The organism is Sulfitobacter sp. R18_1 (assembly GCF_017743915.1).
Lineage (GTDB): Bacteria > Pseudomonadota > Alphaproteobacteria > Rhodobacterales > Rhodobacteraceae > Sulfitobacter > Sulfitobacter faviae.
The window spans coordinates 139,251-152,135 of the sequence record NZ_JAGHRG010000011.1 but is presented as its reverse complement, the minus strand read 5'-3'; the positions used below and the strand labels follow the sequence as shown (position 1 = coordinate 152,135).

The window sequence follows — 12,885 nt, the reverse complement described above, 5'->3', positions numbered from 1 at the left end:
GTCAAAGCCCTCCGAGAAAACCGCTGGTGAGCCCGAGCAGCAGCACCAGCAACGCGCCAAAGGCGATTTTCTGAAAGGTTGTTGGCGCCATCATGTTTCCCCTTTTGCTGCCCCAGATCGGGCGCAACGCCGTGCCGGCACTGTCAGCCGCACGCCCCACGAGCGAGGCTGCGCCGAGGATGATAACCACGAGCGCGGCCAAGGCCACCAAAAACATCACTATTCGCGCCATATTGCCCTTTTCTGACAGCGGTTTCGCGCTGATCTTGCCTGCCGTTCTCTATTCAACGCACGCAGGTCGGCCGCGTTCCGGAAACGCGCAGGGGCAGCTCGGGGCAGGCGGGTCAGCGGCGGGGTTTTGGCCCCCGGCCTGTGGGTTTTGGCCCCGGTTTGCCATTCGGCCGCCCCGTGGGGCGCGCCCCCGGTTTGCCGCTTGCCTTGCCGCCTGCTTTGCCAGCCGTCTTGCCCACCGCGGCCTTGCCACGCGGTGCGTTCTTTGCCTTGCCGCCACCACGGCGGGGCGGCGGTTCGTCGTCTTCGCCCCGTTGCACGGGCAGGCCCGGTTGGCCCGCGCCACCGAAACCGCCGGGCTTGCGGCGCGGCGGGCGGCGCAGACCGGTGGGTTTCTTGGTGGCGGTGCCGCTGGGGTCTTCCAACTCGAGCCCTAGTTGATCGCGCACGACCTTGCGGCGCAGCTCTTCCACCTCGCCGATCTTCAATTCGCCCAGTTGGAACGGGCCGTAGGAGATGCGGATCAGCCGGTTCACGGTCAGGCCCACGGCCTCCATCGCGCGGCGAATCTCGCGATTGCGGCCTTCGCGCAGGCCGACGGTCAGCCAGGCATTGGCCCCTTGTTGGCGGTCGAGCGTCACGTCCATCGGCTGAAAGTTCTCGCCCTCAACGGTGATGCCTTTGCGCAGCGGCTCCAGCATCTCATCCGTGGGGCGGCCATTCACCCGTGCGCGGTAGCGGCGCAGCCATCCGGTGCTGGGCAGTTCCAGCTTGCGCTTCACCCCGCCGTCATTGGTCAGCAGCAACAGCCCTTCGGAGTTGAGGTCGAGCCGGCCCACGGTCATCACGCGGGGCATATCCTCGGGCAGGGCGTCAAAGATCGTCTCGCGGCCCTTTTCATCGCGGGCGGTGGTCACCAGTCCGGCAGGTTTGTGATACAGCCACATGCGCGGCGGTTCGGGCGCGCCGACGGGGGTGTTGTCAACGGTGATCTTATCCTCGGGCGTCACGTTCAGCGCGGGCGAGGTGATCTGCTCCCCGTTCACGCGCACGCGGCCCGCTTCGATCATGCGCTCGGCCTCGCGGCGCGAGGCGATGCCCGCGCGCGACAGCACCTTGGCAATGCGGTCGCCGGTGGGGGTGCCTGCACTTGCATCGGTGTCAGAGTTTTGCGGGCCGGAGCCGGAGGGGGGCGTTTTTGCGTTCATACACTGCGCTTACCCTGTTTCACGGGCTTGCGAAAGGGTGGCGTTTGCGGCCATGTGACGGGATGGAGTTTCGCTCGTATATGGGACAGGCCTTGGCCGAGGCCCGCGCCGCCGCCGCGCGCGGCGAAGTGCCGGTGGGGGCAGTGGTCGTCTCTCCGAAAGGGCAGATCGTTTCCGCCGCAGGCAATGAGACCCGCGCCCGCAATGACCCAACTGCCCATGCCGAGATGCTGGCCCTGCGCGCCGCTTGCGCTGCTGTTGGCTCGGAACGGCTGATCGGTCACGCGCTTTACGTCACGCTGGAGCCCTGCGCCATGTGCGCCGGTGCCATCGCCGCCGCCCGGGTGGAGCGGCTCTATTACGGCGCGGCGGACCCCAAATCAGGCGGCGTGGCGCAGGGCGCGCGGGTGTTCTCGCATCCCCAATGTCACCATGTGCCCGAGGTGTTCGACGGGATCGCGGCGGGAGAGGCGGAAGAGGTGCTCGTGAGTTTTTTCCGCGAGAAGAGAGACCGCTAGCCGGGCAGCGCCGGACCGGGGATGGCATTCAGGCGTCTCAACGATTATCCGGACGCCCCGCGTCCGGATCGCGCCCGACCCGCCCCCAGGGCGGGCGCGCTATGCGCACCCGGTGCTGAAGCACCCGCTGGCCTCAAAAGGTCCACCGGACCTTTTGCAAGACGGCCATCGGCCCCGGGTCGGGCGCGATCCAGCCCTGCACAATGCAAAAAGCCACGCGAAACCGCGTGGCCCTCTGAAACTCAAAAGTCAGGCGATCTTACTTGATCTTGCCTTCTTTGTATTCCACGTGCTTGCGCGCAACGGGGTCGTACTTCTTGATGACCATCTTTTCGGTCATGGTGCGTGCGTTTTTCTTGGTCACGTAGAAATGGCCTGTGCCCGCGGACGAGTTCAGGCGGATCTTGATCGTGGTTGGCTTCGCCATGTGTCTTCTCCTGCTGCAGCGCCGCGCAGGCCTGCGTGAATTCTGAATTTCGGGTTCTAGTCAGACCCGCGCCCGAGTCAACCGCTATTTGCCCGCCCGGTGCCGAAAGACGCCGGTTTCGTCGAAAAACCTGCCTTTCAGCCTCGAAAGAGCAGGAATATGCGCGGAAGGCCTATAAGCCGGATTTTGTACCTGTCCGAAAACAGGCGATGACCATTCCTCTGACCGCACCGTTGCCGATGCGGCTATAGCTGCCAACCCGGACCTGCTGGGGCAGAAGAGCCCCGCCTTTGACCCGAAGGTCATCGGCGCGCGGTCCCTATTTGGCATTGCTCCCGGTGGGGCTTGCCTTGCCGGGACTGTTGCCAGCCCCGCGGTGGGCTCTTACCCCACCGTTTCACCCTTACCCCTCGGCTGATCCGGCGAGGCCGGACCGAAGGGCGGTTTCATTTCTGTGGCGCTTTCCGTCGGGTTGCCCCGCCCGGGCGTTACCCGGCACCGTTTCTTCTTGGAGTCCGGACTTTCCTCTACGTCGCTTTTGCCCCGCAAAAGCGACGCCGCGGATGTCACACATGCGTGTGACGAGAGCGGACGTCGGTCATGCGACGCGAGTCGACGCAGCGGCCATCCAGCCTTCCGCGCAGTCCCGCCCTAGACGCCGCCGCGCGGCGCGTCAATGGGGGCGGGCAGGGCGGCGAGGTCAGCGGGGGTGAGAGGGCCGCGCCCCCATGGCCTGAAACGCATCCGCACGGCGTCAAGCAGCGTGCCATCGTCGCAAGGCGCGGTGAAGCCTGCGGCCTGCGCAGCGGCGCGGAAAGTTGCGGTGGTTACGCTGTCAGGAAGGGGGCCATCGCCCGCAGGAAGCACCAGCCCGCGCCCTGCCAGCCGAGCCCAATCGAATCGGGGCCCGGGGTCGATCTTGCGGCCCGGTGCCATGCAGGAATGGCCGATCACCCCTTCGGGCGGGATGCCGTGGCGGGCCATGATGCCGGGCAGGAGGGTTTCGAGCGCCTGCATCTGTGGCTCGGAAAACGGGTGATCGCCACGGTTGTCCAACTCGATCCCGATGGAGCGTGAGTTGATGTCGTCCAACCCCGCCCATTCGCCTGCGCCTGCATGCCAGGCGCGTTGCTCTTCCTCGACCATCTGAATGACCTCTCCGCGCCCTGAAATCAGGTAATGGGCCGAGACTTCGGCGGAGGGGTCGCACAGCCGATCCAGCGCCGCTTGGGCGCTGGTCATGGCGGTATAATGCAGGACGATCAGCCGGGGGCGCAGCCCACCGCGCCGCGGGCCGCAATTGGGCGAGGGATGCGCCGTCACGTCAGGCGCGGCAGGCATCTGTCAGCCCTGTGCAGCCCGGCGGAAGGGGGTGGGGTCCCAGTCGCAGGCGAAACCATCGCCATCGGGGTCCATGCCAAGGCGGTCTTTCTCGGGGCCACCGGCCTCAAGAAAGGCGATCTGCGCTTGGTCGGCGTGGCTGTATTGCGCGCAGGCGCGTTCGAACTTGCGGGCCTTGTTGAAACCGATGCGGCTATAAATCTGCTGACCGACCGATTGGTTGGTTTGCAGTGCATAGGCGACGATATTCGGGCCGACATTGCGGCGTTCGGGCAGGGCCTCGGGTTGGACGACCTCATATTGCGCGCGGTTCGCGGCCACGCGGGCGGCGTCGTCTTGAATGCTGCGCTGGCCCGATACCGCGTCAAAGTTGTTCTCGTTCGAGATGCCCACGGCGTTGACCGCAGCGGGGGGCGGGTTCGACGGGCTGGCGTTCACCGGGGCCACGCCCGAGTTGGTGGCCGCGTCATTGCCCAGACCGTTGCTGGCCCCACCCGGACGGGTGGCGGCGAGCACGCGGGCGGTTTCCGCCGCCGTCGCTTCGGGAGAGCCATCATCCAAAGGCTGGGCGGTCACCTCCGAGGCGGCGGGCATGTAGCTGCCGTCGCCCGCCAGCGCGGCATCGCGCGCGCGCTGCTCGGCCTCGAAACTGCTGTCACCAAAGCCGACACCGCGCCCGGTGTTGATGTTCCCAGAATCGGGGATCGCCGGTTGGCAGGCTGCCAGAAGACCGCCTGCCGTCATCGCTAGAAGTGTCCGTGTGATCATCTGACCCGCTCTCGCCTCTTATTCACCGCCCTGCGGCTTACCACCATTTCTCGGGCTTGGCCACAAAACCGGCCGCCTTCTCCAGCGCATAGGCGGAGGACAGCAGGTCTGCCTCTTCCCACGGGCGCCCAATCAGTTGCAGACCCAACGGCAAGCCTGTGGCGCTTTGCCCCGTCGGCAGCGCGACACCGGGCAGACCGGCGAGGTTCACCGTCACGGTGAAGACATCGTTGAGATACATCGCCACCGGATCGGCGTCTTTCATCTCGCCCAGACCGAAGGCGGCGGAGGGGGTCGCCGGTGTGAGGATGCTGTCGATGCCTTGGGCGAAGACGTCTTCAAAGTCCTTCTTGATCAGCGTGCGGACCTTGCGGGCGCGGTTGTAATAGGCGTCATAGAAGCCCGCGGAGAGCACATAGGTGCCGACCATCACCCGGCGCTGAACCTCGTGGCCGAAGCCCTCGGCGCGGGTTTTTTCGTACATCTCGGTGATGCCGTCGCCGTGGTCGAGCTTGGCGCGGTGGCCAAAGCGCACGCCGTCATAGCGCGCAAGGTTCGAGGAGGCCTCGGCGGGCGCGATGACGTAATAGGCGGGCAGGGCGTATTTGGTGTGCGGCAGCGAGATGTCGACGATCTCGGCGCCCGCGTCTTTCATCATGGCGATGCCGTCGGCCCACAGCTTTTCAATCTCCTCGGGCATGCCCTCCATGCGGTATTCGCGCGGGATGCCGATCTTCTTGCCGCGGATGTCGCCGGTCAGCGCCGCCTCGAAGTCCGGCACGGCCAGATCGGCGCTGGTGCTGTCCTTGGCGTCATGGCCGCACATGGCTTCCAACATGATCGCGGCGTCGCGCACTGTCTTGGTCATCGGCCCAGCTTGGTCGAGCGAGGAGGCGAAGGCCACGATGCCCCAACGCGAGCAGCGGCCATAGGTCGGCTTGATCCCCACGGTGCCGGTGAAGGCGGCGGGCTGGCGGATCGAGCCGCCGGTGTCGGTGCCGGTGGCGGCAAGGCAGAGGTCGGCTGCCACGGCGGCAGCAGAGCCGCCCGAGGAGCCGCCCGGCGTCAGTTCCGCCGTGTCACCTTCGCGCCGCCACGGGTTCACCGCGTTGCCATAAACGGACGTTTCGTTCGACGAGCCCATGGCGAACTCGTCCATGTTGAGCTTGCCCAGCATCACCGCGCCGCTGTCGCGCAGCTTCTGGCTGACGGTGCTCTCATATTCGGGCAGGAACCCTTCGAGGATGCGGCTGCCTGCTTGGCTCGGCACGCCCTTGGTGCAGAAAAGGTCCTTGATGCCAATGGGCAGGCCGCACATGGCGGGCGCGTCACCTTTTTGGATGCGGGCGTCGGCCTCGGCGGCCTGTTCCATCGCGATCTCTGGCGTGCGGTGCACGAAGGCATTGAGCGCACCGGCGCCGTCGATGGCTTGGATGCAGGCCTCGGTCAGGTCTTTCGAGGTGGTCTCACCCTTGCGCAGGGCGTCACGGGCCTCGGCCAGGCTCAGTTTGTTCAGATCGGTCATTATTCCACCACCTTCGGCACGGCAAAGAACCCTTCACGGGCATCGGGGGCATTGGCCAGCACGCGGTCTTGCTGGTCGCCATCGGTGACCACGTCCTCGCGCCTTTTCAGGCGTTGCGGGGTCACGGAGGTCATCGGCTCGACGCCGTCGACATCCACCTCGGACAGCTGTTCGATAAAGCCGAGGATGGTGTTGAACTCTTCCGCCAGCGCCGGCAGCGCGTCGGGTTCAACCTTGATCCGGGCCAGTTTCGCCACGCGTGCGGCGGTGTTTTCGTCGATCGACATGAACATCTCCATCTCTTTGAGGCTCCTCTACCGTTTGGGGGCGGGCCTCGCAAGGGTTTGAGAGGTTCGGAACGGAGCCGGGCGGCGCCAGACCGGGGGATGGTGCTTGCTCCGGGGCAGTTGGGCAATTTATGGCCGCGGCGGTATCCGGTGATGTCGGGATGGCGTCGGTGTTGCAGAAGCGCCAGCCCGGCGAGCATGCGCCCTTGATTCCAGGCTAGGGTGGCATGTTCGGGGGTTACTTGATTCCGCGCAGGATAGGGTCAAATCTGATGTTAGACCCACCGCAATCAGGAGGACCCCCCCATGAACATCATCTGGCTCGGCCACGGCTCATTCCGCATCGAGATCGAAGACCAAGTGCTGCTGATCGACCCTTGGCTCAAAGACAACCCCATGCTGGACGACGCGCACCATGCCGATGCAATCAAAGGCGCCACGCAGATCCTCGTGACCCATGGCCATTTCGACCACACGGCAGATATCGCCGACATCGCCAGCCGCACCAATGCCCCGGTCGCGGGGATGGTCGAGCTGATGGGCTGGCTGGAAAGCAAAGGCGTACAGCAGACCACGGGCTTCAACAAAGGCGGGACGATCCGCGCGGGCGAGGTGGCGATCACCATGGTCCCGGCCTCGCATTCCTCATCGGTAGACGGCGAGAACGGGCCGATCTACACTGGAATGGAGACCGGCTTCATGATCTCGGGCGAGGGGCATACGATTTACCATTCCGGCGATACGGCGATTATGGCGGATATGGATTGGATGGGCGACTACCACAAACCTGATATCGGCATTCTCTCGGCGGGCGGGCATTTCACGATGGACATGGCGCAGGCCGCCTATGCCGCCAAACGCTATTTCGATTTCAAGACGGTCATTCCCTGCCACTACCGCACCTTCGACGCGCTGGAGCAATCGGCGCAGGTGTTGACCGATGGCCTGCCCGGCGTCGATGTGGTGGAGCCGCAGGTGATGCAGCCGATCACCGTCTGATCCTCTCCGCCCCGACGCCTTGCGCGGCGGGGCGGAACGGGGGATACCTGAAGGAACTGCCGGGGGAATGCCATGTTTGCCAAATCGACTGCCGTGATCTTGCTGCTGACACTGGGGGCCTGCGCACCGTTGAGCCGGGCGGAACCCACCGGCAGTGTCGGCTTTACCGGGGTGGGCGGTGACAGGCCGGTCATTTTCCCGGCGCATCTGTTGGTGTATCAGCCGCAGTAGACGCAAGGCGGGTCAGATGCCCAAAGAAGGCCACTTCATCAACCGCAGCAACTGGCTGCGCGCCGCCGTTTTGGGGGCCAACGATGGTATCGTCTCCTCGGCCAGCCTGCTGGTCGGGGTGAGTGCGGCTGGCATGACGCAGGGCAATGTCCTGCTGACGGGGCTTGCGGGGCTCACCGCCGGGGCGCTGTCGATGGCGGCGGGGGAATATGTCTCGGTTTCGGCGCAGGCGGATGTGGAGAAGGCCGATCTGGAGCGTGAGCGCGTCGCCCTGATCGAAGATCCTGACTATGAACTCAGCGAACTGGCCGAAGGGCTGGAGAACCGGGGCGTGCAAAGCGACCTCGCCCTAGAGGTCGCCACCCAGATGACAGACCATGACGCCCTCGGCGCCCATGCGCGCGAAGAGTTGGGCATGTTCGGCCTCGCCGGTCAGGCCGATCCGCTACAGGCGGCGGGCGCTTCGGCGCTGGCCTTTGCCTTGGGGGGCGGGCTGCCGCTGTTTGCGGCGGTTCTGGCGCCTGCGGGGCTGCGCGGCGTGACCATTGCCTTGGTGGCACTGTTGGCGCTGATGCTGCTCGGCGCGGGCGGCGCGCAACTGGGCGGTGCGCCAAAGCGGCCCGCCATCGGGCGCGTCGTGGTTTGGGGCGGTCTGGCGATGGCCGTCACGGCCGGGGTCGGGCATCTGTTCGGCGCGATTGGATAAGCGGCTTGGCCTAAGACGGTGCCAAAGAAAAAGGCCGGCCCTTTCGGAGCCGGCCTTTGGCATCGGATGGCAGGGCGATTACTCGCGGTTGCCGAAGAGCGACAGCAACATCATGAACATGTTGATGAAGTCCAGATAGAGGCTCAGCGCGCCCATGATCGCGGCCTTGCCCAGCCACTCGGTGTCGCCGTGATGCGCGTGGGCCAGATACTCGGTCTTGATCTTCTGGGTGTCATAGGCGGTCAGACCCGCGAAGATCAGAACACCGATCGCCGAGATCGCGAACATCAGCGCCGAGGAGGCGAGGAAGATGTTGACGATCGACGCGACGACCAGACCGATCACACCCATGATCAGGAAGCTGCCCCAGCCGGAGATGTCCTTTTTCGTGGTGTAGCCCCAAAGCGACAGACCGGCGAAGGCGATGGAGGTGATCAGGAAGACCTGCGCGATGGAGTAGCCGGTGAAGACCAGAAAGATCGAGCTGATCGAGATGCCCATGACGGCGGCGAAAGCGTAGAACACGACCTGCGCTGTCGCTGCGGACATCTTGTTGATCATCGCGCTGAAGCCGAAAACAAAGGCAAGAGGCGCAAACATCACGACCCATTTCAGCGGCGAGGCGTAGAGCGCATAACCCAATTGCGTCAGGTATTTATCCTGGCTGAGCTGCGCCACGGCGGCGGAGGGGTCGGTGGTGACCGACAGGCCCGAGATGGCCCAGGCCGCGGCGAAGGTGATGAGCATGCCGATCGACATGGTGCCATACACCTTGTTCATATGAGCGCGCAGACCCTCGTCGATCGCGGAGACACGCGACCCGGCAGCAGAGCGAATTGAATTGACGTCAGCCATTTAGTGACTCCCATTGGCAAAGTTGCGTGTCGAAACCCGGCCGACACGTTCTTGGGTCTGAATATCGGGCCTGAGGGGGCGAATTTCAAGTGTCTTGCGGGCTGATATCACGGCAATAATTGCGGGTTTTAGGGGTAGGGATGTTCGGGGCGAGCGCGGGGCGTCGGCTTGCCCTGCGCGCGCCTTGGACGGGGCTGCCGCGAGCGGTCGATCGGCGGAAAAGCACCGATGCGTTTCAAGCGACACGCGCGCGGGCAGCAGCCATTCTCACCGCCCCAAACACGGAAAGATGGCATTTGACGCATTCCGACGGGAACCGATTGATATTCTTCGCGTTCATCCAGTGGTTGCCGAGCGGGAAACCGACAGGCCCAAGGAAACTTGGGGATTTCACACCCGCCGGTCGCAGAGAGAGAGGGGCAGTGCACCGCCTGAGGTTGCAGTCGATACAGGGCAGATTTTTACCATCCCGTGAAATTTCTTGGCCGAATTCAACGCAACCGCTATGATAGGAGGCAGAACTTTCGCGCAACCCCTGCGGTATCGTGCGAGGCAACGGCACACTTCGTCCTTGTTTGGAACTGAGATTGGCACGGTCGCATGTGCCCTATAAGGATTAGAGAATATGGTGCATGTGGTAGATGTACATGTGGGCAAACGTATCCGGCAGCGCCGCTGGCTGACGGGGATGACCCAGCAGAAACTGGCGGAACTGGTTGGGATCAAATTCCAGCAGATACAGAAATACGAAACCGGCGCGAACCGCGTCAGCGCGTCCCGGCTGTGGGATATCGCCGATGCGCTTGGGGTGCCCGTGTCCTTCTTTTTCGAAGGGTTGAAGGATGAGGAGGTCGCCGAAGGCGCGCCGTTGGACGGGCTGCCTGCCGATCTGATGGCCGACAAGGAGGCGATGGAACTGGTGCGCTCTTACTACGCCATCCCCGAGAACCAGCGCCGCCGGTTGTTCGAACTGGCCCGCGTCTTGAGTGACGTGGCCTGAGCCTGCCCGCCCGCGTCTGGACGCGGCTCTAACGCACTGACAGGCTTGCGCAAAGGGGCGCAAACTGTCAGGTCTTCGCCATGATGAACACCAGTGACTTCGATCCCGATATCCGCCGCGTTGCCCATCTGATGGCGGATGCGGCGCGGCAGGTGATCCTGCCTTATTTCCGCAGGCTCGATTTGCAGGCCGACAACAAGCTCGGCACGGGTTTCGATCCGGTGACAGAGGCCGACCGCGCCGCCGAACGGGCGATGCGCGATATCTTGGCGGCGGAGCGGCCCGCGGATGGCATCTTGGGTGAGGAATATGGCGCGCAGCCCGGCACATCGGGGCTGACTTGGGTGCTTGACCCCATCGACGGGACGCGCGGCTTTCTCAGCGGCACGCCGACTTGGGGCGTGCTGATTGCGGTTTCCGACGCCTCGGGGCCGTTCTATGGCATCATTGACCAGCCCTATATCGGGGAGCGGTTCGAGGGGGCGCCGGATGGCGCGCTGTTGAGCGGGCCTCACGGCAGCCACCCCTTGCAGACACGTGCGGCGCGGGATTTGCGGCAGGCCATCGTTTTCACCACATTCCCCGAGGTCGGCAGCAGTGAGGAGGGCAGCGCCTTTCGCGCCGTCGCCTCGCAGGCGTTGCTGACCCGCTATGGCATGGATTGCTACGCCTATGCACTGGTCGCGGCGGGGCAGGTCGATCTGGTGATCGAGGCGGGGCTGAACGCCTATGACATTCAAGCGCCCATTGCGGTGATCCAAGCCGCCGGGGGCATCGTCACCGATTGGCAGGGCAACCCGGTGCATGAAGGGGGCAGGGCGCTGGCCGCGGCCAACCGCGAGATCCACGCCCAAGCGCTTGCGATCCTTTCCGCCTATTGATTCAATTGTCGGGAAAGCCCGGATTGACCGGCCCCGGCGGGATGCGATAAATCCCGCAGAAGGTCGGTTCTCTCGCCCGTTTTCCACCGATCACACACGCTTTGCATGAGACGGGCATAGCGAAAGTGTGACCTATGGCAGAGACCCTCATCCGCGGCGCGGATTACCTTATCACGATGGACGACACCCGGCGGGAGCTTGCAGGCGCGGACCTGCTGCTGCGCGACGGCGTGATTGCCGAGATCGGGCAGGGCCTTCGGACAGAGGGTGAGATTGTCGAGGCGAAGGGCTGCGTCGTAACGCCGGGCCTCGTGAACACCCACCACCATCTCTACCAAAGCATGACCCGCGCCGTGCCGGGGGCGCAGGACGCGCTGCTCTTTGGCTGGCTGCAACGGCTCTACCCGATCTGGGCGCGCATGGGGCCAGAGCATATGTTCGTCTCGGCCCAGATCGGGCTGGCGGAATTGGCACTCTCGGGCTGTAGCCTGAGTTCGGACCACCTTTATCTCTACCCCAACGGCGTGCGGCTGGAGGATACGATCCACGCCGCCGCCGAACTTGGGCTGCGCTTTCACCCCACCCGCGGCTCGATGAGCATCGGCGAAAGCGATGGCGGCCTGCCGCCCGATGCACTGGTGGAGCGTGAAGCGGCCATTTTGGAAGACTGCATCCGCGTGGTCGACGCCTTTCACGACCCCGCCGAAGGGGCGATGTGCCGCGTCGGATTGGCACCCTGTTCGCCCTTTTCGGTCAGCCGCGAATTGATGTGCGACACGGCGCTGCTGGCGCGCGACAAGGGCGTGATGCTGCACACCCATCTGGCCGAGAATGCCGAGGATGTGGCCTATTCGCAGGAGAAATTTGGCTGCCGCCCGGGGGAATATGCCGAAAGCCTCGGCTGGCTTGGCGACGACGTTTGGCACGCCCATTGCGTGCAGTTGGATGGGGCCGAGATCGACCTTTTCGCCCAGACCCGCACGGGGGTTGCGCATTGTCCCTGCTCGAACTGTCGCCTCGGCTCGGGCATCGCGCCGGTGCGGGCGATGCTGGACGCGGGTGTGCCGCTGGCGCTGGGCGTCGATGGCTCGGCCAGCAACGACAGCGGCAATCTGGCCGCCGAGGCGCGGCAGGCGATGCTCTTGCAGCGGGTGGCGCGGGGGGCGGATGCGATGAGCCCCCGCGCGGCGCTCGAACTGGCCACGCGGGGCGGTGCGGATGTGCTGGGGCGGCCTGATTGCGGGCGGCTGATGCCCGGCAAACGGGCCGATGTGGCGATCTGGGATGTTTCGGGCGTGCAAAGCGCGGGCAGTTGGGATCCGGCTGCGCTGCTTCTTGCCGGTCCTACGGCGGTGCGCGACCTTTTCGTTGAAGGCCGACAGGTGGTGCGCGATGGTCAGATCACCACCATCGACTTGGCCGCTCAGGTGGCGCGGCAGAATGATTTGGCGAAAGGCTTGGCTGGATGAAGCCGGTTTTATTCTCGATACTGATGCTGGCGGGGATGCCCGCTTTGGCCGATCCGATGGGATTGGACAGGGTGAACGCCCTGCGCGATGTGAAGGGGTTGCAGCCCCTGAGCTATGACAGCCGTTTGGAACAGGCGGCGGAGGACCACGCCCGCGACATGGCCACGCATGACTATTTCAGCCACCAAGGCCGCGATGGCACCGATGTCGGCCGCCGCGCGGCGGTGGCGGGCTATGAATGGTGTTTCGTGGCCGAGAATATCGCCAAGGGGCAGCAATCGCTCGATGAGGTCATGACCGGCTGGACCAACTCGCCGGGGCATTACCGCAATATGGTCGACGCCCGGGCCGAGGAGATGGGGCTGGTTCGCGCCGATGATGCGGTCTGGGTCATGGTGCTGGGCGCGCCCTGCTGATCCCAGCCATAGGCGGGGGGGCG

At 64.8% G+C, this 12,885-nt stretch carries 16 protein-coding genes and 1 other RNA gene; 8 read left to right on the top strand and 9 right to left on the bottom strand.

Translation table 11 applies throughout. From position 1 onward, the window contains the following. Position 1 precedes the first annotated feature (1 nt). Both J7392_RS19890 and J7392_RS19885 read right to left on the bottom strand, forming a co-directional pair. Complete coding sequence (locus tag J7392_RS19890; protein WP_067267561.1) at positions 2-217, bottom strand: hypothetical protein; 216 nt, start codon at positions 215-217, stop codon at positions 2-4. Positions 218-344: 127 nt separating this feature from the next. Further along, positions 345-1,439 (bottom strand): pseudouridine synthase, encoded by a 1,095-nt coding sequence (locus tag J7392_RS19885; protein WP_247744674.1) that lies wholly within the window; start codon positions 1,437-1,439, stop codon positions 345-347. Positions 1,440-1,501: 62 nt separating this feature from the next. On the opposite strand from J7392_RS19885, the gene J7392_RS19880 reads away from it, so the two are divergent. Next, positions 1,502-1,957: a nucleoside deaminase gene (locus J7392_RS19880; protein ID WP_209219125.1), complete on the top strand. Its 456-nt coding sequence runs from the start codon at positions 1,502-1,504 to the stop codon at positions 1,955-1,957. A gap of 259 nt (positions 1,958-2,216) precedes the next feature. Here the strand turns inward: J7392_RS19880 and rpmG are convergent, their stop codons facing one another. From rpmG to gatC, 6 genes are all read right to left on the bottom strand, one after another. Next, on the bottom strand, positions 2,217-2,384 hold the full coding sequence (gene rpmG, locus J7392_RS19875; RefSeq protein ID WP_007119221.1) for a 50S ribosomal protein L33: 168 nt from the start codon (positions 2,382-2,384) through the stop codon (positions 2,217-2,219). Positions 2,385-2,543: 159 nt separating this feature from the next. Further along, an RNA gene (gene rnpB / locus J7392_RS19870) (RNase P RNA component class A) lies at positions 2,544-3,024 on the bottom strand. A gap of 11 nt (positions 3,025-3,035) precedes the next feature. Then, positions 3,036-3,725: an N-acetylmuramoyl-L-alanine amidase gene (locus J7392_RS19865; protein ID WP_209219077.1), complete on the bottom strand. Its 690-nt coding sequence runs from the start codon at positions 3,723-3,725 to the stop codon at positions 3,036-3,038. Between the two features lie 3 nt (positions 3,726-3,728). Further along, entirely contained in the window at positions 3,729-4,493 is a 765-nt protein-coding gene (locus tag J7392_RS19860) for a hypothetical protein (protein ID WP_209219076.1), read from the bottom strand. Positions 4,494-4,530: 37 nt separating this feature from the next. Continuing rightward, positions 4,531-6,018: an Asp-tRNA(Asn)/Glu-tRNA(Gln) amidotransferase subunit GatA gene (gene gatA / locus J7392_RS19855; protein ID WP_209219075.1), complete on the bottom strand. Its 1,488-nt coding sequence runs from the start codon at positions 6,016-6,018 to the stop codon at positions 4,531-4,533. Further along, a complete protein-coding gene (gatC, locus tag J7392_RS19850; RefSeq protein ID WP_209219074.1) occupies positions 6,018-6,305 on the bottom strand; it encodes an Asp-tRNA(Asn)/Glu-tRNA(Gln) amidotransferase subunit GatC in 288 nt (95 codons plus the stop codon). The genes gatA and gatC overlap by 1 nt, the downstream gene beginning before the upstream one ends. A 306-nt stretch (positions 6,306-6,611) precedes the next feature. Here gatC and J7392_RS19845 point away from each other — a divergent pair, with 306 nt between their 5' ends. From J7392_RS19845 to J7392_RS19835, 3 genes are all read left to right on the top strand, one after another. Continuing rightward, positions 6,612-7,304 carry a metal-dependent hydrolase gene (locus J7392_RS19845; RefSeq protein WP_209219073.1) on the top strand — a complete coding sequence of 231 codons (693 nt, stop codon included), beginning with the start codon at positions 6,612-6,614 and terminating at the stop codon, positions 7,302-7,304. Between the two features lie 72 nt (positions 7,305-7,376). Then, on the top strand, positions 7,377-7,535 hold the full coding sequence (locus J7392_RS19840; RefSeq protein WP_156505794.1) for a hypothetical protein: 159 nt from the start codon (positions 7,377-7,379) through the stop codon (positions 7,533-7,535). 16 nt (positions 7,536-7,551) lie between these two features. Continuing rightward, positions 7,552-8,241, top strand: coding sequence for a VIT family protein (locus J7392_RS19835; RefSeq protein ID WP_209219072.1), 690 nt, complete (start codon positions 7,552-7,554; stop codon positions 8,239-8,241). 78 nt (positions 8,242-8,319) lie between these two features. Here the strand turns inward: J7392_RS19835 and J7392_RS19830 are convergent, their stop codons facing one another. After that, complete coding sequence (locus tag J7392_RS19830; protein WP_209219071.1) at positions 8,320-9,096, bottom strand: Bax inhibitor-1/YccA family protein; 777 nt, start codon at positions 9,094-9,096, stop codon at positions 8,320-8,322. A gap of 625 nt (positions 9,097-9,721) precedes the next feature. Here J7392_RS19830 and J7392_RS19825 point away from each other — a divergent pair. The 4 genes from J7392_RS19825 to J7392_RS19810 all read left to right on the top strand — a co-directional run bounded on the left by J7392_RS19825 (position 9,722) and on the right by J7392_RS19810 (position 12,862). Beyond that, positions 9,722-10,096 carry a helix-turn-helix transcriptional regulator gene (locus tag J7392_RS19825; protein WP_209219070.1) on the top strand — a complete coding sequence of 125 codons (375 nt, stop codon included), beginning with the start codon at positions 9,722-9,724 and terminating at the stop codon, positions 10,094-10,096. Positions 10,097-10,176: 80 nt separating this feature from the next. Then, the gene (gene hisN / locus J7392_RS19820) at positions 10,177-10,977 is read left to right on the top strand and encodes a histidinol-phosphatase (RefSeq protein ID WP_209219069.1); all 801 of its coding nucleotides are present in this window, start codon (positions 10,177-10,179) and stop codon (positions 10,975-10,977) included. A 134-nt stretch (positions 10,978-11,111) separates the two neighbouring features. Further along, positions 11,112-12,446 carry an 8-oxoguanine deaminase gene (locus J7392_RS19815; RefSeq protein WP_209219068.1) on the top strand — a complete coding sequence of 445 codons (1,335 nt, stop codon included), beginning with the start codon at positions 11,112-11,114 and terminating at the stop codon, positions 12,444-12,446. Further along, positions 12,443-12,862, top strand: coding sequence for a CAP domain-containing protein (locus J7392_RS19810; protein WP_209219067.1), 420 nt, complete (start codon positions 12,443-12,445; stop codon positions 12,860-12,862). The genes J7392_RS19815 and J7392_RS19810 overlap by 4 nt, the downstream gene beginning before the upstream one ends. The last annotated feature ends 23 nt before the right edge of the window (positions 12,863-12,885 follow it).